Raw genomic sequence first — 17521 nt, 5'->3', positions numbered from 1 at the left:
CTTGACATCTTATTTTCTTTTCGGTATGATAGGCAATATGATTGGTTGTAAAGGGATCATCCTTGACACGTTAGGAAAGGAGCAGCCATTGTGCACGGGGAGAACGCGCTCGAGAAGACGAACCGAATCAATGTGCTGTTTGACTTTTACGGACCATTGTTAACCGACAAGCAGCAGACGTTCTTGAAATGTTATTTTCACGATGACTATACATTGGGCGAAATCGCCGCCGACTTCCAGATTAGCAGACAAGCGGTATACGAGCATTTGAAGCGGGCGGAGCAGGTGCTGGAAGATTACGAGTCCAAGCTCCGTCTTGCGGATCGGCACAATCGGCTGAACGCGGGCATCGAATTGCTGGAAGCGCAGATCGCCGGCTTGCCGGAACAATGGCGCAAGCCGCTGGCGGATACGGCCGCCCTGCTGCGAAACGCGGAATGACGGATCGAGGCCGCATCGGTAACCATTATGAATATGAAGTAACCGTTCCGAAGGGGGGATGGGAATATGGCATTCGAAGGATTAACGACCCGGCTGCAGAACGTGTTTGGAAAGCTGAAGGGCCGAGGCAAAGTTTCGGAGGACGACGTTAACGAAGCGATGCGGGAAGTTCGACTGGCTCTGCTGGAAGCGGACGTCAACTTCAAAGTCGTCAAAGATTTTATCGCGAAGGTGAAAGAACAAGCCACCGGCATCGAAGTGCAGAAGAGCTTTACGCCCGCGATGGTGATTATCGACATCGTCAACAAGGAATTAACCGAGTTGATGGGCGGAACGCAGGAGAAGCTTGCCAAGGCGAACAAACCGCCGACCGTCATTCTGATGGCCGGTCTGCAAGGGGCCGGTAAGACGACCTTGACCGGCAAGTTGGCCAAGCTGCTTCAATCCCAGAATCATAAGCCGCTACTCGTCGCGGGCGATATTTATCGCCCCGCCGCGATCAAGCAATTGCAAGTGCTCGGCGAACAGATCGGTGCTCAAGTGTTCACGCTTGGCGATAAGATCAGTCCCGTCGAGATCGCGAAGCAAGGCGTCCAATTGGCGAAAGATCAAGGCAATGATTACGTTCTGATCGATACGGCGGGCCGCCTGCAGATCGACGAAGAGCTCATGCAGGAAATCAAGGACATTCATGCCGCGGTTAAGCCCGACGAAGTGCTGCTTGTCGTCGACGCGATGACGGGGCAAGAAGCCGTAAACGTCGCGAAGAGCTTCCACGAGCAGCTAGCGCTGACCGGTGTCGTGCTGACGAAGCTCGACGGCGATACGCGCGGCGGCGCGGCGTTGTCGGTCAAAGCCGTGACCGGCTGTCCAATCAAGTTCGCGTCAACGGGCGAGAAGATCGACCAGCTTGAACCGTTCCATCCGGACCGGATGGCATCGCGGATTCTCGGGATGGGCGATATGCTCTCGCTGATCGAGAAGGCGCAAACCAATATGGACGCGGAGAAAGCGGCTGAGATGGAGCGCAAAATGCGCAACGCGGACTTCACCTTCGACGACTTCCTCGAACAGATGGAGCAAGTTCGCCGAATGGGGCCGCTCGATCAACTGCTCGACATGCTGCCTGGCATGAACAAAGTCAAGAATAATCCGAACTTCAAGATCGACGAGAAGCAGATCGCCCGTACCGAAGCGATCGCCAAGTCGATGACGAAGGCGGAGAAGAAAAAGCCCGACATTATCAACTACAGCCGTCGCAAAAGAATTGCCGCGGGCAGCGGCACGACACTGGCCGACGTAAATCGGCTGCTGAGGCAGTTCGAGGATATGAAGAAGATGATGAAGCAGTTCTCCGGCATGATGGGTCCGAAAGGGCCGAAGGGCGGAATGAAAGCTCTGAAAGGCATGTTCGGAGGCAAGGGCGGCAAAAATATGAAGTTTCCTTTCTAGAAGGAAAACGAGTTCCCGACTCTTTGCAAGGAGGTGAAAGTTAATGGCAGTACGTATTCGTTTGAAACGGATCGGTGCTCACAAAGCTCCGTTCTATCGTGTAGTTGTTTCGGATTCCCGTTCCCCGCGCGATGGCCGTTTTATTGAAGAAATCGGCGTGTACAATCCGGTTGCTCAACCGGCTCAAGTACAAATCGACGAGGAGAAAGCTTTGAAGTGGCTGCAAAACGGCGCGCAAGCTTCCGATACCGTTCGCAATCTTCTTAGCAAAGCCGGCGTTTTGAAAAAATTCCACGAATCCAAACTCCAGAAGTAATCGCCACTGACCGGAGGGCTGAGCCATGGAACAATTGATTCAGGTCATTGCCCGAGCGCTCGTGGATCATCCGGAAGACGTGCAGATTCAGGTCAAGGAAGACGCGAGAGGCCTGGTGTACGAGCTTTCCGTTCATCCCGACGATGTCGGCAAAGTAATCGGCAAGCAGGGACGTATCGCGAAAGCGTTACGTACGGTTGTCTCTTCCGCTGCGGTTAAGGAGCGGAAGCGCGTCATCGTGGATATTGTTTCGGAATAATAGGCGTAGGGGCCGTACCGTGTAATCTACATGGTACGGCCCTTTGCGCCATATTTGCGCTTGTTGCCCCCGGTGCTATATGATAGGTACTGACGTAAGGCGCAACATTGCATAACAAGATGTCTCTTACATAAGAATCGAAGGGAGTTCATTCCATGTCGGACGAGCGCTTGCTCAATATCGGCAAAGTCGTCAACACGCACGGTATCCGAGGCGAGCTTAAAATATGGCCACAGACGGATTTTCCCGAAGTGCGGTTCAAACCGGGCAACAAGCTGATTATGGTTCCTCCGGATGCTGGCGAGCCGATCACCGTGGAAATCACCGGGGCGCGGGAACAGAAAAAGATGTTCGTCGTACGGCTCAAAGGCTTCGACAACATTAACCAAGTGGAAAAATATAAAGGCTGGGAGCTTAAAGTCACCGAAGAAGATCGCGTGCCGTTATCCGAAGGGGAATTTTATTACCGCGATATTATTGGCTGCGCGGTCGTAACGGAGGAAGGCGAGCCGCTCGGCGAGGTGACCGACATTTTGTCTCCAGGGGCGAACGACGTTTGGGTCGTGAGAATGCCCAAGGGCAAAGAGCTGCTGTTGCCGGTCATCGACGAAGTCGTTCTCGATGTCGATGTTGCCGCCCGCAAAATCAAAGTGCATCTGATGGAAGGATTGCTGTAACATGCGCGTTGACGTACTCACTTTGTTCCCGGAAATGTTCACCGGCGTGTTCGGTTCGAGCATATTGGGCAAAGCAGGGGAAAAAGGCATCGTATCGCTGAATACCGTTAATTTCCGCGATTTTGCGAATAATAAGCACAATACAGTCGACGACACGCCGTACGGCGGCGGAGGAGGCATGGTGCTCAAGGCCGAGCCGATCTTCGGGGCGGTCGAGCATCTAATGGAGCAGAGGGAACAAGCGGGCCTTGGCGAAGCGAAGAAGCCACGAATCATTCTGATGTGTCCCCAAGGCAAACCGTTCTCGCAGGAGATCGCCCGGGAGCTGTCCGAGGAATCGCACCTCATCTTTATTTGCGGGCATTACGAAGGGTACGACGAACGCATACGGGAATACCTGGTAACGGATGAACTGTCCGTCGGCGATTACGTGCTGACGGGCGGAGAACTTCCCGCGATGGTTGTCGTGGATGCGGTCGTCCGGTTGCTTCCCGGCGTGCTTGGCAACGAGCAGTCAGCGGTAACGGACTCCTTCAGCGACGGTCTGTTGGAATACCCGCATTATACGCGCCCCGCGGAGTTCCGAGGCTGGAAAGTACCCGACGAACTGTTGTCAGGACACCATGCGGAGATTGATAAATGGCGGAGGAGGCAGTCGCTGGAACGAACGCTGACGCGGCGGCCGGAGCTGCTTGAGAACGCGAGTTTGGCGCCGGAAGAACGGAAGTGGCTGGAGCGTGTGAAAGCCGAACGGGAAAATCCGGAAAATCCACCATCATAACTGTTGTAATTTAGGCGCGGATATGTTAAAATTTCAAATGTTGTTCTGTCTTTGTGTTCCGGCGACGGAACGTCACAAAGAACGGCAAGAGTAGGACGGTCCTCTACACGTCATGATCCGGGTGCGAACATTCGGGGAGCGGGGTACGAACGTCTGTTATGGAAGGAGTGAACACGCAAATGAGCAATCTTATTCAAGCGATCACGCAAGAGCTATTGCGCAAGGATGTTCCTAGTTTCCGTCCTGGCGATACGCTGAAAGTTTACGTGAAAGTCGTCGAGGGATCCCGTGAGCGCGTTCAGCTGTTCGAAGGCGTTGTTATCAAACGTCGCGGCGGCGGAATCAGCGAAACTTTCACGGTTCGTAAAATCTCGTACGGCGTCGGCGTAGAACGTGCCTTCCCGGTACATTCCCCACGCATCGAGAAAATCGAAGTGGCACGCCGCGGTAAAGTTCGCCGCGCGAAACTGTACTACCTTCGCAACCTGCGGGGTAAAGCAGCCCGTATCAAAGAAATTCGATAATGGACGACAGAGGAGGGCTTGGCAACGTTCAAGTCCTCCTTTTTGCATTTTCCAATAGAAAGCTAGAGGCGATTGCGAATGGACCAAAACCACAATTCCAAACCAAACGAATCAGCCGAACTAGATCAACATTCGGTTAGCGAACAGAACCCGGCGTCGGCTGAAGTAAACGAATACGAATCCGTAGCCAGCAGGTCGAACAAGCGTAATCGGTCAGGTTCGAAAAACGAATTGACGGAATGGATCAAGGCGCTGGCGATTGCCGGAATTCTCGTGCTTGTCATCCGGTGGTTCCTGGTCAGCCCGTTCATCGTCGACGGCCCGTCGATGGAGCCGAATTTCTGGAACCGCGAACGCATTATCGTCAACAAAATCATCTACGATATCCGCAAGCCGAAGCGCGGAGAAGTCATCGTCTTCCACGTTCCGGAAGAAGGCCGGGATTTCATCAAGAGGGTGATCGCTTTGCCGGGCGAGACGGTTAAAGTAGATGGCGACCAAGTGTACATAAACGGGCAACCGTTAGACGAGACTTACTTGAAGGGGGCTTACGAGAAAGCCCACTCCCAAGGCGTCCTATATAATCGCTACAACGAGGATCGTTCCAACTTCCCGAACGGCTCGTTCCCGGACGGAGTCGTTCCGGAAGGCACCGTGTTCGTCATGGGCGACAATCGTTCGAACAGCGAAGACAGCCGGATGATCGGTTACATCCCAGTAGACCGGATCGTCGGGCGCGCGGATTTGATCTTCTGGCCGATCAAGGAATTCAAATTGGTAAAATAATAAAAAAGCGAGGGGAGAATCCCCTCGCGTTTTCATAGGTAATAGAGGTGAACATAATGTCGATTCAATGGTTTCCCGGCCACATGACCCGGGCAAGAAGGCAGATCGAAGAGAAGCTGAAGCTGATCGACGTCGTATTCGAGTTGCTTGACGCAAGAATTCCGCAATCGAGCCGTAATCCGATGGTGGATGAGATCACGGGTACGAAACCCCGGCTTGTGCTGCTGAATAAAGCGGATTTGGCCGATCCCGACGCGACTGCGGAATGGAGTCGGTATTTTCGCTCGAAAGGTCTGGCGACGCATGCACTCGACGCGAACGCGGGCACCGGAGTGAAAGAGATCGCGGGCAAAGCGAAAGAGCTGCTCAAAGAGAAAATCGAGCGTCAGATCAATAAAGGCATGAAACCCCGGCCGATTCGCGCATTAATCGTCGGCATTCCGAACGTCGGTAAATCCACTTTGATCAATCGACTCGCGGGACGAAACATCGCGCTTACGGGCGACCGCCCGGGCGTAACCAAGGGCCAGCAGTGGATCCGGTTCGGAGGAGAGTTGGAACTGCTGGATACGCCGGGAATTTTGTGGCCGAAGTTCGACGATCCGGTCGCCGGATTCCGACTGGCCGCAACGGGAGCGATCAAGGAAGATGTGATCCATATCGACGAAGTCGCCTGTTTTGTTCTAAAGGTGCTGGTTGAGCAGTACGGTTCAGCTCTAGGCGAACGATACGGACTTGAAGATCTGCCGCAGGAGCTGCCTGACATGCAGGCGGCCGTCGACGTGCTCGAGAAAATCGGCAGACGCAGAGGATGTATCGTCAGCGGCGGACACGTCGATTACGAGAAGGCGGCGACTTTACTCCTGCGGGATCTTCGTTCCGGCAAGCTCGGACGGATGACGCTGGAAGGCCCGGATCTAACGGAGTAGGCTTTCCGGTAACGATTCAATGAAACGTTCAATCTTTTCGTTGAATTGCTGAGGTTGGCACAAATTACTCGGATCATGGGAATCCGGAATGACGGTGAAGATCGCGCCCGGAATCAGCCCGGCGACTTCTTGCATGCGCCGAACGCTTGAAGCCGCAAAATCCCCGGTCAAACACAAGACCGGCGCTTCGATCTTTCGGATCTTTAACCGATAATCGATATTTTCGACCGCTAATCTTTGCTTGATCCAATCCGTAGGTCTCTTTTTCAGCGTTTCGTATCTTAGAACGTTATATGCGATATTCCACCTGTAATACGTGAGCTTTAAAGATCGCAGGAACAACTCTCCAGGTAAATAGTAAGTGAGCCAAGAAGCGGCTTGGACGGCAAAGCGAAGCTTGCCGGACAAGCCTTTCGTCGTATTGTTGCAGTAGCTATCGGACAGAATCATCGCGATGACCCTTTCCGGATATAAGAACGAGAATTTCTGAACCAACACTCCCCCGTCGGAAACTCCGACAAATACCGCCTTCGGAATATCCAGTTCGTCCAGCAGCCTCTTGAGGTCTTCGGATTGCGTCTGCAAGACATCGTCAACGGCCACATCCAGCTTTCCGGACTTCCCATTTCCTCTCAGATCCACGAGCACGACCTTGCAAAAGTCGCGGAAATACCGAAGCTGAGGGAAGAACGTTTGATGCGACAAACCAAGAGGATGAACGAAAATGATAGGAATTCCTTCTCCGTGTACGACGTAATACAATGAAGTTCCGTTTATCGTCATGCGTGGCATCCCAGTCAACTCCTTCTCAATTGATAATGGAATGATCAGGCGCAAGAAAATAACGCTCGCGCTTACCCCGTTTGCTTTTTACTTCCTGTAAGGCCTGCAATCTTATGAAAAAAGTTGTAGATTTTCTTGGATTCCTTCGTTAAAAGGGGTCCTAGAACAGAAAGAATGAGGACGTATAGGACGGCAAAGGATTGTATGGCGGGAAGCAATCCGGCGGCTTTGCCGATGCTGGCCATAATGATCGAGAATTCTCCCCTTGATACGAGTGTAAATCCAATATTCAGCGATGATCGAGCAGATATGCCGGCCATTTTTCCCGCGACCATTCCGGAGGCTACGTTCCCCAAGAGCGTCAGAACGACGGCGATCACCGCCATCCACACCGCGCCGCCGAGCGATAGGGGATCGATCGTCAGCCCGAAGCTGAAGAAGAAGATCGCGCCGAAGATGTCGCGGAACGGCAAAACCAAATGCTCGATCCGTTTGACATGCGCAGAATCCGCAAAGACAAGCCCGATCAAGAGCGCTCCGATCGCTTCCGCCACGTGCAGCGTTTCCGAGAAGCCAGCCGTCAGGAACAAAGCGGCCAGAATGACCAACAGGAACAATTCCGAGGACTGAAAGTTGATTTTTTTGTCCACGTACTTGATGATTCTTCTTCCGAAAATGATAAAGAGAAGGATGAAGATAAGGGCTGAGAACGTCGTTATTAGAATTCCGGAGAGCGAGGCCGCGCCGCTTAACAGCAATCCGGACAAGATTGACATATGGATCGCGATAAACAAATCGTCGAACATGATCATGCCCATGATGATTTCCGTCTCAGGATTCGCCGACCGCTTCAGATCGACGAGCACTTTGGCGACGATCGCGGTCGACGAACTGGTCATGACGCCGCAGACGACGAGCGTTTCCTTGATCGGAAGCTCCAGGAACCAGCCCAGAAGCAGGCCGGAGACGAAATTGATCACAATATAGACGAGTCCGCCAACGACAATTGATCTGCCGGACTTGACGAGCCGGGTAACGGAAAACTCCAAACCCAGATAAAAGAGCAAGAACAAGATGCCCAGCCGACCAAGAAAATCGATGAACACCGAGCTTTCGATGAAACGGAGATCAATCATACCGAAATGGGGCGCATGAGGCCCGACGGCCATTCCGATCAGAATATAGAACGGAATGACGGAAAAGCGCAATTTACTGGCGATAACTCCGACGACCGCGAGCAGCGCGATGGCCAAACCGACTTCGAAAACGAGCGTATCTACCATTGGTAACCCCCTAAATTATGTTTTAGTTCGATAACGTTCCACTTAGAAAATGCTTGAACATTCTGAGCTGAGCTCTTTCCCCTGCCACGACCAGCGTTGAACCTTCCCGAAGGATGTAATCCGGTCCGGGATTCATTTGTTTGTTATGGTTGTTCTCCACGACGGCAATGATGGTGGCGCCAGTCTTCTGGCGGATGTTCAATTCCCCGATATTTCGCCCGATATAGGAGGCGCCGGCTTGCACTCTAAGCCATTCGATCGTCAGATCGTCCAAAGCAACGTCTATTGATTCCAGCGCGCGAGGGGTATAATTCATGCCGCCGATTATGGCCGCGACCTGCCTGGATTCATCGTCTTCAAGTGTGACCATGGACAAGCTTTCTTCCGGATCGCTGTGATGGAAGTGGTATACTTCCCTGCGCCCGTCGTCATGAATAATGACAACGATCTTGTCTCCGCTGCGGGCTTCAAGCAAATACTTTCGGCCGATTCCGGGCAAATCCGATTCTCTAATATTCAATTGGATAACCTCCGCGATCGTATAATGATTTTTGGCGTGCGCAAAATTGTAGAGCTGTAACGGTCCCGCAGACCGTTAAACGGGAAAATTTCGCTCAGTTGGTGTCTGTAACGGTCCCGCAGACCGTTAAACGGGCAAATTTCGCTCAATTGGTGTCTGTAACGGTCTCGCAGACCGTTGGACCGGCATAGATCGGCCAATTGGTGTCTGTAACGGTCTCGCAGACCGTTAAAAAGGGTAGACTTCGCCCATCAGGTCGACTCAACAGGTAAATTAGGGACAGCAAACAGAAGGAATGGATCCCTCGGTAAAAAAAGTGCATGACGAAACAAACGCGGTTGCGCTGCGATTTTAAAATGGGCGATTAAAAGATGAGAGTGTTCGATCAGGCAAAACTTGAGGTGGAGGTGAGCTTAATTGGCATGAGGAATAAACGTCTCATGCGTAGTGAAATCGCGGAGAATCGTTTATAAATCGTGGGAGTAAGCTTTGGGACTGCCATATGCAGCAGCATAAAAATAACGAACGCGGCCAAATCGGAAGTCCAATTGATTCTGGAAGACGATGCCGCGGGACGGGGTTTAACGAAAGGTTTTGTCTGAACTTCCAGTTCGGTTTGGGACGTTTCCGTCGTGACGGATCGCGCTTCGATCTGATACGGGGAAAACGATGAAAAACCGACTAGCAAGAACATGAAGACAAGATAACGAAAACAACGGCTGCCGAAACTAAGATGTTTGGTATTGGTCACTTAAGCACCTCCTTTGGACCGATTTATAGGTCAGCTGATGAACCTCAGGCAGCGGATAGAATAGCCGCCATAGTATTCATACTGTTTTAATGTTAGTATATGATCAAATTCAAGTCAAGAAACGCGAACGGAAATGCGAACGACGGCGTAGGCGAGAGGGGAAAACTTAATGCTCTATTACTTCACGGCGCTGCTGGCGGCATCCGTCATTCTATTGTTTAGCCATCCTAAGAGCGAAGTGAACAGATGGGCTTCGATTTTCCTCGTATTCGCGGCGATCGGAGGATTAACCGACGAGGCGAGGACATACGGATACAGTATCTCGGCGAATGCGATCCAGGTGCTTAATCTGACGGTTACGCCCTACGCGGTCGCTATATTTTGCCTAGTCTATTCGAAGCTGATCACCGATCGCCGGAAGATCGCCCTGCTCAAAGGTGCGCTGCTGATCCCGGTCGGAATGACTGCTCTCTTGACGTCGTACGTTCCCGAGATGCGAATCGATTACGGCTGGTTGCTCGCTTGGGCTGCTCCCTACTACATCGGAGGATGCGTATTGTTGGTCGTTTCGCTTTTTCGCGAGCCGGACCCTAGAAACCGCAGGAACAGGCTGATCACAACGATTATTTTTGTTCCGACTTTGCTGAGCGTTCTGACTTTTATTTATATCGCCAAAGCGGTGTATCCGGATTTCGAATTTTTCGAATACGTGTCCTATTTCCTGATTTACTCTTTCGTTGTCGGGCTGCTATGTGTATTCGTGTATGGCGTTCTCGGATTCCGCTTGAAGATCGAACGCGATCCGCTCGATGATGCGATGAAAGCGGTCAGTTCGGGGACGCGAATGCTGAATCATACGCTCAAGAATGAAATCGGCAAAATCTCGCTCAGTTCGGAAAACTTAAGCAGGGCGCTGTCTCCGGACGACGAAAGGTCACGGCAAAGCTTACGGATCATCGCGGATTCCGCCGATCACATGCTTGCGATGGTCGAGAAAATTCATAGCCGCACGAAGGATATCGTCCTCGTTGCCGAATCATGTAGATTGGACGAGCTCGTTGAACTATGCGTGGAGCGGAACCGGCCGCTGTTCGATCGCTTGGGAATCGTCGTCCTAATGGATTTCCAGACGAGGCCGACGCTATCGTGCGATCCGACGCACGTAAAGGAAGCGATCGGCAACTTGTTAGCAAATGCAGCCGAAGCGATGAAGGACGGAGGAACCGTGCGTATCGTGCTAGCGTATTTGGCCAAACGAATCGTCCTATCGGTCGAGGATAACGGAACGGGTATATCCAAAGACGCGCTTCCGCATCTGTTCGAGCCTTTCTACAGCACGAAAAAAAGCAGCCGGAATTTCGGGTTAGGCTTATCCTACGTTTACAACGTCATGCGCAAGAGCGGCGGATCTGTCAGCGTATCGAGCCGACTCGGCGAAGGAACGCGGTTCGAGTTGGTTTTCCGCAATGGTATAATCAGGTAGATCATCATGCGTGGAAAGGAAGATTATTTTGCTATTATTTCTAATTATCGTAATCATCATCGGTTTTGCCGGAATGATCGGCAATCAGTATTCCGGTCTGAGAAGGATGGAGTCCATTCAAAGATCGTTGGACGATATCAATCAGAAATTAAGGGATATGAAGTCGAATAGCTGAAAAAAAAGCGAGTACGGTTTAGCTCTGAGCGGAGGGAAGAGATGGCAACAGGCGAACAAATCAAGGTGCTGCTGGTAGAGGACGATCCGGATTGGATTAAAGCGATGACGGCGTTCCTTAACGATGAGGCGGACATGCTTGTCGTTGGCGCCGCGATGAGTTACGAGGAAGCGGTTCGGCTGTCTGGGACGATGGCGTTCGACGTGGCTCTTCTCGATATCCAACTGACCGACGGCGGCATGGAAGGCATCCAAATTGCGGCGGAGATTCATGAGAGAACTTCCGCGAAGATGATCATGCTCACTTCGGTCGAGGACGAAAGCGCAATGACCCAAGCATTTACAGCCGGAGCGATCAACTATATCGAGAAAACCCGATTCCGAGAAATTCCGCAAGCGATTCGCAGCGCTTATCATCACCCCGCGGCGATGGAGGCTTTGCTTAAGGAATTCACCCGGCTCAAGCGGGAGGAGCAGCTGAAAGAGCTCACTTCCGCGGAGCGGGAAGTGTTCGAACTCTTGGAGGAAGGATATACGCAGCCGCAGATCGAACGGAAGCTGTTCAAGGCCGAAAGCACGCTCAAAAACCAGATCAACAAGATGCTCAAAAAACTAGGGGCCAGGAGCAGCAAGGAAGCGGTAGAGAAAGTGCGCCGGAAAGGGCTGTAACAGTCAGGCAATAGAGAAGAAGGACGTCCGGCTACGGATGTCCTTTTTTGTGGCGATACAGAGAGCATAATATCCATTCGTTCCGCTACGGAGGAGATATGCGGGAAACCGGTCTATCTTGCTGACTACGTTTTGTAGTACCCCATCGGCTTTTGTACCTGAAAAGTTGGAACTTAAGCGATACAGGGTTTTGCAGGTACAATGGTGACAGTGAAGGAGGTCGAACAATGAACGGACGCAGTAAAGCGACGGGCAAGCCGATTCTATTGCTGATCGACGGGCAGTGCAATCTGTGCCACGGAATCGCGCGATTCGTGATCCGGAGGGATCACAAAGCGGTATTCCGGTTCGCGTCTCTTCAGTCGAGTCTGGGGCAGCGGCTGCTGAGCGAAGGCGGATTGCGAGCGGACGATCTGGATACGTTCGTCATGATCGAGGACGGAAGTTTCTATACGAAGTCTACGGCCGCTCTGCGAACGTGCCGCCGCCTAGGGATGCCGTGGGCGTTGACTTATGCGGGCATGGCGGTCCCTCGCGCGCTGAGGGACAAGGTCTACGATTGGATTGCCGCACGGCGTTACGGTTGGTTCGGCCGTCATGATCGCTGCCTCGTTCCGACGCCGGATGTGCGCGGGCGGTTTGTGGAAGATGGAACGGAGGAATGGCGGGATGAAATCTAAACCGATTTATGTCGAAATCGACGTAGATGCAGATATGGAGACGCTGTGGAAGCATACGCAGGAGCCCGAGCTACATCGGCAGTGGGATCTGCGGTTTTCCGACATTACTTACTTACCCAAGCCGGATGATGAGGAACGGCAGGCGTTCCTGTATCGCACGCGAATCGGGTTCGGATTGGATATCGCCGGGACGGGGGAGACAAAGGCGACGATCGACGTTGGGATAGGAAGCCGCCTTTCTACGCTCAGTTTCGGGTCCAAGCAACGCATTTCGTTGATCCGCAAAGGCGGGGGTTACTGGAAATACGAACCTGGAGAGACCGGTAAAGGGATAGTTTTTAAGACGAGATACGATTACGATACCCGGTTTGGAATCGGGGGGAAATGGCTGGATCGCTTGCTGTTTCGGCCGCTGTTCGGGTACGCGACAGCTTGGAGCTTCGACAGGCTGAGGCTTTGGCTGGAAAAAGGAATCTATCCTGCTGTCAGCGCGGAAAAGGCGATCGTGCATTATTCTTCGCTATTATTGCTTGCTTTTTTATGGTTGTACCAAGGAATCGTGCCCAAGCTGCTGTACCCGGAAAGCGGAGAGCTGGCGCTCCTTAGGCAGACGGGGTGGTTTTCCGGCTTGGAGGAAATCGTGCTGCCGCTGGTCGGCATCGGAGAAATCGGCCTGGCTTTCGTGCTTGTCGCGAACCACCGGAAAAAGTGGGCGTACAAGCTTCAGGCTGTAGCGTTGCTCGCGCTCGGGGTCGCGGCACTGACGGGAATGCCGAATATGTTGAAGGACCCGTTTAATCCGCTCACGCTTGGCCTCGCGATGGCGGGTCTTGGAGCCGCAGCCGCCCGAACGGCGGATGAACTGCCGAACGCCGCGCGTTGCCGTCGCAAACCCGTCGGCCAATCCAACGACGTGAAGAGAGGAAAAGGGAAATCATGACATCGATATATGAACAAGCATTAGGCAACGATTTTCGCAAGCTGCATCCGCGAATTCAAGAACGTTTCGGCTTCAGCAGCAAGGACGGCATCTCATCGGTCGGACACGGTGTGATGGAGCGGATCTGGTATTCGAAGTGGGCGGCGATTCCGCTATATGCCGGGACGCTGCGCCATATTATGTTCCCGCAAGGCGGCGTGGATGTCCCTTTTACGATCGGCAACTATGCTTATGTGGATTCATTTGGCAGGGAGACAGTTACTTGGTGCCGCAAATTCAAGTTCCGGAATGCGGTCCGAAGCTTCGACGCGACCATGATCTACAGCGATCGGAGGCAGGGAATCGTCGATTACCTCGGAACGAAACAGCATCTGGCGGTGGATCTGCAAATGAAGGCGAAGGCCAACGGCGGCATTCAAATCCGATCGGGAGAGCAGCGCTTCTACGAAGGCCCCGTCGGATTCCGGTTTCCAAAACGGCTGACGGGAATCGCCGATGTGTGCGAATGGTACGACGACGAGGAAGAAACGTTCAAAATTTCCGTTAACGTTACGAATCCGCTTCTTGGCCCTGTTTTCCGCTACAATGGGCGGTTTCAAGCGCGCTTCGAGCGGCGGGATGTGGCGACACTGCCTCTCGACGTAAAACCGCTGCGGGAAGAACGAAGGGAATGAGCCCAAAATAATACTTGGCATTACGGCGGCGATATTGGACAATGGAGGAGGAACAGATGCAGGAGGCTTATCGGATATGGAAGAAATCAATCGATTGCAGTACGAAAGCGGGCTGTGGGCGCAAGGTTTGACGGCGATCGCCGGCGTCGACGAGGTCGGGCGGGGATGCTTGTTCGGCGATGTCGTGGCGGCCGCGGTCATTTTGCCGGTCGGGCTCGTGCTTGAGGAAGTGAACGACTCGAAGCAGCTTAGCGAGAAAAAACGAGACAAACTATATGAAAAAATCATAGAAGAAGCCGTTGCGTGGTCGGTAGGGAGAGTCGAGCCGTCCGTGATTGACGCGATCAATATCCGGCAAGCGTCCAGGCTAGCGATGAAACAAGCGATACAGGGGCTTGGCCTAGCGCCAGAGCATCTTCTCGTCGACGCGGAAAACGTGGATCTGGACATCAGTCAGACGGCAATCATCAAGGGCGACAGCTTAAGCCAATCGATCGCCGCTGCCTCGATTATCGCCAAGGTCACGAGAGACCGGCTGTGCGCGGATGTGTGGGATGCGCTTTATCCCGGTTACGGGATTGCGGTACATAAAGGTTATGCCACGAAAGTTCATCGCGAGGCATTGCAGGAGCTCGGTCCCACTCCGCTTCATCGCCGCAGCTTCCTGAAAGGTATGAACGTCGAGCAACAGATGCTGTTTTAACGGCGGAATGGTGAGAAAAACATTCAATCCGAGCGGTTAAACGACCGATATAAGGGATATAGGTTTCGCAAGGAGGATGCCGGATGAGCATGAATATCGGCCCAATGATCAGGGCCATGATGGGCGACGCGCAGCCGGCGGATGCGAAGTCGCTGGAACTGCGCATCGGTCAAATCGTTAGGGGCGTGCTTCTAGAACTGATGGACAATCAGGAGGCGCTCGTCAATATTAACGGGGTACACGTGCGGGCAAAGCTTGCGGCGGACATGCCTCTCGGAAGAAGCACGCTTCTGCAAGTCCAACCAGGCGGCGCGGGCGGATTGATTGCATTAAAACCGCTGGCGGATTTGCTGGAGGGCATGCCGGAGGAAGGGCTGAAGGACGTTCTGAAGACGTTCGGGATGCCGGAGCAGAAGTGGGCAATGGAATTGTTGCGAGGCCTGAAGCGGGACGGCTATCCGATCGGAAAAGAAACGGCCGCGCACTTTAACACCGCTATGGCAATGAAGCCGCCCGGAGTAGAAGCCGAATCGTGGCTGAACGCGGCGGACGTCGCTTTCCGAAGAGGGCTGAAGCCGACCGAGACGACGCTGTCCTCGCTGCGGCAGGCCTTGTACGGACAGCCTGTTCACGAGGAATTGGCGAACTTGCGGTCGGCGCTCGACAGCTGGTTAGGCGGCGCCAAGCCGCCTTCTCCAGAGACGGCGGCGCTGGGGCAACGATTACAAGCTTTGCTCGCGCAAGGCGCGTCCATTCTCTCTGAAGGAGAGGCGATGCTGACGGGAGATCCGCGCGCGAGCACGGCAAAGCCCGAGGCGGCCATTACGCCTCAGGCAGGCACGACGGCGCCGCCGCAGACGGGTGGCGAAGCGGCGAGAACAGCCGCGAACGCGTCGCCGCAGGCCGGTGGCGAGAGCGGTGCGGCAAGAGCCGCGGTCCCGCAAGCGCAGTCGCTGGCGGGGCAAGCGGCCCAGACGCCGGCGCAAACGTCCGCGACGCCGGCAAATGCGGCGCAGCCGGAAGCTTCGCGACCGGCTGCTTCAGTGCCGGCCGCCCCGGCTCCGGTGGCCGAAGAGCGGGCAGCGGCGGCGAATCGCCCCGCTGCTGCGGATGGCGCGGCCGCGGACGGCCGCCGCTCCGAAGGCCGTGCCGACGCGACGGCTTCGCCGGCGTCGGCGCCAAAACCGGAAGCGGCGTGGATCGGCCGCTTCCTCCAATGGCTCGGCGTCGGGCATGAGCGTCAGCTCCTGCACGCCGCCGAGGCGCGTTTGCCCGGCGGCGGTGACGCCGGTCCGGGCGCGGGCGCTGCCCATACGCCTGGAGGGGCGGAAGCCTCCGGGCAGGAGGCGCGGCCATCCGCGGAGACGCTCAAGGGTGCGCTGCTCGCCCTTGCGTCGCGCGACGACGTGCCGCCCGCGCTGCGCGAAGCCGCGCAGACGCTCGCGGGTCAAGTGACGGGTCAGCAACTGCTGCTGTCTTCGGATCGCGGCATGGCGGCTCCATTCAGCCATATGACGCTGTTCGTGCCGATGAAAGGCGCGGACGGCGATACGACGGCTACCGTCCATGTACAGACAAGGCGCGGCCGCAAGGGCGAATGGGACGTTAACAACTGCCATCTGCTGTTTGATTTGCGGATGCGTCATCTCGGCGATACGATCGTGGACGTGCAAGTAGTGGACCGCATTGTTTCCTTGAAGTTGCTTAGCGATTTTCCCGGCATGACCGAACTGCTCGATAACGCTCGCGAGGAATTGGTCGAGGGGATGTCGTCTTCCGGGTTTCAGCTGTTATCGCTCTCTGCAGCTCCGCTTCCCGATTGGAAGAACGGATCGGCTGCTTCGGCTCTTTCGGCCGAAGGTGCGAATAGAGCGGCTATGGCCAGCGCCTATGCCGCCAAACCGTACAAGGGAGTCGACTACAGAGCATGAATCAAGCGGGACCGGACAAGAAAAACGTGCCGAAAAAAGCGGTTGCGCTGAAATACGACTCCGAGCAAGGCTCGGCGCCGATCGTTGTCGCCAAAGGGCAAGGCGTTATCGCGGATGAGATAATGCGGCGCGCGCAGGAGAATGGCGTGCCGCTGCAGGAAGACTCGTCTTTGGTGGAAGTGCTCTCCAAGCTCGATTTGAACCAGGAAATCCCGCCGGAGCTTTACAAGCTCGTCGCGGAAGTGCTGAGCTTCGTGTACCGTTCGGACCGGCGCGCGGGGCTGCATGCCAAATCCAATTCCAAATCACCGTTATAAGGTGGTCTACGCCAATGGATGAACGTGATAAACTTCCGGAAAAAGGGGCGCCAGGTGCCGGAAACGGCAAGATCGCCACGGGCCGAGCGGGAGAGGACGCTGCGGTCGAATATTTGCGAAAAGCGGGTTATGTCGTGGCGGAGCGCAATTGGCGCTGCCGTCTCGGTGAGATCGATTTGATCGCTCGGGACGGCTCGACGCTCGTTTTCGTCGAGGTGCGTTCCCGCACCAATCCGACCCGTTTCGGTTCGGCCATTGAAGCCGTTACACCGCGCAAGTGCCGTCAAGTACGCGCAGTTGCCTCCGTATATTTGAAACAGGTTTCGGAACCGCAATGTCCCGTTCGGTTCGACGTGATCGCGGTTACTTTCGGAGGCGTGGTCGCCGGAGCGGAGATCGCGCATATTCCGGGAGCATTTTAAGTTGATATGGATAGGTCATAAGGAGC

General features: G+C 54.3%; 23 protein-coding genes. 19 read left to right on the top strand and 4 right to left on the bottom strand.

Annotated elements, in window-relative coordinates; translation table 11 throughout:
* Window positions 1-90: 90 nt before the first annotated feature.
* The 9 genes from ylxM (at window position 91) to ylqF (ending at window position 6165) form a co-directional block, all read left to right on the top strand.
* Window positions 91-441 carry a YlxM family DNA-binding protein gene (gene ylxM, locus FPZ45_RS18205; protein ID WP_144705085.1) on the top strand — a complete coding sequence of 117 codons (351 nt, stop codon included), beginning with the start codon at window positions 91-93 and terminating at the stop codon, window positions 439-441.
* A gap of 66 nt (window positions 442-507) precedes the next feature.
* Entirely contained in the window at window positions 508-1893 is a 1386-nt protein-coding gene (gene ffh / locus FPZ45_RS18200; RefSeq protein ID WP_144705082.1) for a signal recognition particle protein, read from the top strand.
* Between the two features lie 43 nt (window positions 1894-1936).
* Entirely contained in the window at window positions 1937-2209 is a 273-nt protein-coding gene (gene rpsP, locus FPZ45_RS18195) for a 30S ribosomal protein S16 (protein WP_094050759.1), read from the top strand.
* A 25-nt stretch (window positions 2210-2234) separates the two neighbouring features.
* The gene (locus FPZ45_RS18190; protein WP_144705079.1) at window positions 2235-2468 is read left to right on the top strand and encodes a KH domain-containing protein; all 234 of its coding nucleotides are present in this window, start codon (window positions 2235-2237) and stop codon (window positions 2466-2468) included.
* A gap of 155 nt (window positions 2469-2623) precedes the next feature.
* Entirely contained in the window at window positions 2624-3145 is a 522-nt protein-coding gene (gene rimM, locus FPZ45_RS18185; protein WP_144705077.1) for a ribosome maturation factor RimM, read from the top strand.
* A gap of 1 nt (window position 3146) precedes the next feature.
* On the top strand, window positions 3147-3926 hold the full coding sequence (gene trmD, locus FPZ45_RS18180) for a tRNA (guanosine(37)-N1)-methyltransferase TrmD (protein ID WP_144705075.1): 780 nt from the start codon (window positions 3147-3149) through the stop codon (window positions 3924-3926).
* A gap of 179 nt (window positions 3927-4105) precedes the next feature.
* Entirely contained in the window at window positions 4106-4450 is a 345-nt protein-coding gene (gene rplS / locus FPZ45_RS18175) for a 50S ribosomal protein L19 (protein WP_144705073.1), read from the top strand.
* Between the two features lie 78 nt (window positions 4451-4528).
* A complete protein-coding gene (gene lepB / locus FPZ45_RS18170) occupies window positions 4529-5236 on the top strand; it encodes a signal peptidase I (protein ID WP_144705071.1) in 708 nt (235 codons plus the stop codon).
* Window positions 5237-5292: 56 nt separating this feature from the next.
* A complete protein-coding gene (gene ylqF, locus FPZ45_RS18165) occupies window positions 5293-6165 on the top strand; it encodes a ribosome biogenesis GTPase YlqF (protein WP_144705069.1) in 873 nt (290 codons plus the stop codon).
* Here the strand turns inward: ylqF and FPZ45_RS18160 are convergent.
* From FPZ45_RS18160 to FPZ45_RS18145, 4 genes are all read right to left on the bottom strand, one after another.
* Window positions 6154-6957 carry an alpha/beta fold hydrolase gene (locus tag FPZ45_RS18160; RefSeq protein WP_144705068.1) on the bottom strand — a complete coding sequence of 268 codons (804 nt, stop codon included), beginning with the start codon at window positions 6955-6957 and terminating at the stop codon, window positions 6154-6156. The genes ylqF and FPZ45_RS18160 overlap by 12 nt on opposite strands.
* Window positions 6958-7019: 62 nt before the next feature.
* Window positions 7020-8231 carry a cation:proton antiporter gene (locus tag FPZ45_RS18155; protein ID WP_144705066.1) on the bottom strand — a complete coding sequence of 404 codons (1212 nt, stop codon included), beginning with the start codon at window positions 8229-8231 and terminating at the stop codon, window positions 7020-7022.
* A 22-nt stretch (window positions 8232-8253) separates the two neighbouring features.
* Window positions 8254-8751 (bottom strand): cation:proton antiporter regulatory subunit, encoded by a 498-nt coding sequence (locus tag FPZ45_RS18150; RefSeq protein WP_144705064.1) that lies wholly within the window; start codon window positions 8749-8751, stop codon window positions 8254-8256.
* A 385-nt stretch (window positions 8752-9136) separates the two neighbouring features.
* Window positions 9137-9502: a hypothetical protein gene (locus FPZ45_RS18145; RefSeq protein WP_144705062.1), complete on the bottom strand. Its 366-nt coding sequence runs from the start codon at window positions 9500-9502 to the stop codon at window positions 9137-9139.
* 169 nt (window positions 9503-9671) lie between these two features.
* Between FPZ45_RS18145 and FPZ45_RS18140 the strand changes: the two genes are divergently transcribed.
* From FPZ45_RS18140 to FPZ45_RS18100, 10 genes are all read left to right on the top strand, one after another.
* Window positions 9672-10985, top strand: a complete 1314-nt coding sequence (locus FPZ45_RS18140; RefSeq protein ID WP_144705060.1) for a sensor histidine kinase — start codon at window positions 9672-9674, stop codon at window positions 10983-10985.
* 28 nt (window positions 10986-11013) lie between these two features.
* Window positions 11014-11160 (top strand): hypothetical protein, encoded by a 147-nt coding sequence (locus FPZ45_RS25405; protein WP_186438453.1) that lies wholly within the window; start codon window positions 11014-11016, stop codon window positions 11158-11160.
* A 41-nt stretch (window positions 11161-11201) separates the two neighbouring features.
* On the top strand, window positions 11202-11828 hold the full coding sequence (locus FPZ45_RS18135; RefSeq protein ID WP_144705059.1) for a response regulator transcription factor: 627 nt from the start codon (window positions 11202-11204) through the stop codon (window positions 11826-11828).
* A gap of 227 nt (window positions 11829-12055) precedes the next feature.
* A complete protein-coding gene (locus FPZ45_RS18130; protein ID WP_144705057.1) occupies window positions 12056-12508 on the top strand; it encodes a thiol-disulfide oxidoreductase DCC family protein in 453 nt (150 codons plus the stop codon).
* Window positions 12498-13448 (top strand): DoxX-like family protein, encoded by a 951-nt coding sequence (locus FPZ45_RS18125; protein WP_144705055.1) that lies wholly within the window; start codon window positions 12498-12500, stop codon window positions 13446-13448. The genes FPZ45_RS18130 and FPZ45_RS18125 overlap by 11 nt, the downstream gene beginning before the upstream one ends.
* Window positions 13445-14122 carry a DUF4166 domain-containing protein gene (locus FPZ45_RS18120; RefSeq protein WP_144705053.1) on the top strand — a complete coding sequence of 226 codons (678 nt, stop codon included), beginning with the start codon at window positions 13445-13447 and terminating at the stop codon, window positions 14120-14122. The genes FPZ45_RS18125 and FPZ45_RS18120 overlap by 4 nt, the downstream gene beginning before the upstream one ends.
* Window positions 14123-14198: 76 nt before the next feature.
* Window positions 14199-14825: a ribonuclease HII gene (locus tag FPZ45_RS18115; RefSeq protein WP_144705051.1), complete on the top strand. Its 627-nt coding sequence runs from the start codon at window positions 14199-14201 to the stop codon at window positions 14823-14825.
* Between the two features lie 83 nt (window positions 14826-14908).
* On the top strand, window positions 14909-16756 hold the full coding sequence (locus tag FPZ45_RS18110; RefSeq protein WP_144705049.1) for a hypothetical protein: 1848 nt from the start codon (window positions 14909-14911) through the stop codon (window positions 16754-16756).
* Entirely contained in the window at window positions 16753-17073 is a 321-nt protein-coding gene (locus FPZ45_RS18105) for an EscU/YscU/HrcU family type III secretion system export apparatus switch protein (RefSeq protein WP_144705046.1), read from the top strand. The genes FPZ45_RS18110 and FPZ45_RS18105 overlap by 4 nt, the downstream gene beginning before the upstream one ends.
* Window positions 17074-17087: 14 nt before the next feature.
* A complete protein-coding gene (locus tag FPZ45_RS18100; RefSeq protein ID WP_144705043.1) occupies window positions 17088-17495 on the top strand; it encodes a YraN family protein in 408 nt (135 codons plus the stop codon).
* Window positions 17496-17521 lie beyond the last annotated feature (26 nt).

The sequence above is a fragment of the Cohnella terricola genome, from assembly GCF_007786475.1.
Lineage (GTDB): Bacteria > Bacillota > Bacilli > Paenibacillales > Paenibacillaceae > Cohnella > Cohnella terricola.
Note: the sequence above shows the minus strand (reverse complement) of the source record. Positions and strands in the feature narration are given on the sequence as shown.

What these genes read in the sequence shown, in the direction of transcription:
- FPZ45_RS18105 (WP_144705046.1), top strand. Translation starts at nt 16,753, where the DNA reads ATGAATCAAGCGGGACCGGACAAGAAAAACGTGCCGAAAAAAGCGGTT.
- FPZ45_RS18135 (WP_144705059.1), top strand. Translation starts at nt 11,202, where the DNA reads ATGGCAACAGGCGAACAAATCAAGGTGCTGCTGGTAGAGGACGATCCG.
- trmD (WP_144705075.1), top strand. Translation starts at nt 3,147, where the DNA reads ATGCGCGTTGACGTACTCACTTTGTTCCCGGAAATGTTCACCGGCGTG.
- ylqF (WP_144705069.1), top strand. Translation starts at nt 5,293, where the DNA reads ATGTCGATTCAATGGTTTCCCGGCCACATGACCCGGGCAAGAAGGCAG.
- FPZ45_RS18160 (WP_144705068.1), bottom strand. Translation starts at nt 6,957, where the DNA reads ATGCCACGCATGACGATAAACGGAACTTCATTGTATTACGTCGTACAC.
- FPZ45_RS18115 (WP_144705051.1), top strand. Translation starts at nt 14,199, where the DNA reads ATGGAAGAAATCAATCGATTGCAGTACGAAAGCGGGCTGTGGGCGCAA.
- ffh (WP_144705082.1), top strand. Translation starts at nt 508, where the DNA reads ATGGCATTCGAAGGATTAACGACCCGGCTGCAGAACGTGTTTGGAAAG.
- FPZ45_RS18155 (WP_144705066.1), bottom strand. Translation starts at nt 8,231, where the DNA reads ATGGTAGATACGCTCGTTTTCGAAGTCGGTTTGGCCATCGCGCTGCTC.
- lepB (WP_144705071.1), top strand. Translation starts at nt 4,529, where the DNA reads ATGGACCAAAACCACAATTCCAAACCAAACGAATCAGCCGAACTAGAT.
- rimM (WP_144705077.1), top strand. Translation starts at nt 2,624, where the DNA reads ATGTCGGACGAGCGCTTGCTCAATATCGGCAAAGTCGTCAACACGCAC.
- FPZ45_RS18190 (WP_144705079.1), top strand. Translation starts at nt 2,235, where the DNA reads ATGGAACAATTGATTCAGGTCATTGCCCGAGCGCTCGTGGATCATCCG.
- FPZ45_RS18130 (WP_144705057.1), top strand. Translation starts at nt 12,056, where the DNA reads ATGAACGGACGCAGTAAAGCGACGGGCAAGCCGATTCTATTGCTGATC.
- FPZ45_RS18100 (WP_144705043.1), top strand. Translation starts at nt 17,088, where the DNA reads ATGGATGAACGTGATAAACTTCCGGAAAAAGGGGCGCCAGGTGCCGGA.
- FPZ45_RS18120 (WP_144705053.1), top strand. Translation starts at nt 13,445, where the DNA reads ATGACATCGATATATGAACAAGCATTAGGCAACGATTTTCGCAAGCTG.
- rpsP (WP_094050759.1), top strand. Translation starts at nt 1,937, where the DNA reads ATGGCAGTACGTATTCGTTTGAAACGGATCGGTGCTCACAAAGCTCCG.
- FPZ45_RS18125 (WP_144705055.1), top strand. Translation starts at nt 12,498, where the DNA reads ATGAAATCTAAACCGATTTATGTCGAAATCGACGTAGATGCAGATATG.
- FPZ45_RS18140 (WP_144705060.1), top strand. Translation starts at nt 9,672, where the DNA reads ATGCTCTATTACTTCACGGCGCTGCTGGCGGCATCCGTCATTCTATTG.
- rplS (WP_144705073.1), top strand. Translation starts at nt 4,106, where the DNA reads ATGAGCAATCTTATTCAAGCGATCACGCAAGAGCTATTGCGCAAGGAT.
- FPZ45_RS18110 (WP_144705049.1), top strand. Translation starts at nt 14,909, where the DNA reads ATGAGCATGAATATCGGCCCAATGATCAGGGCCATGATGGGCGACGCG.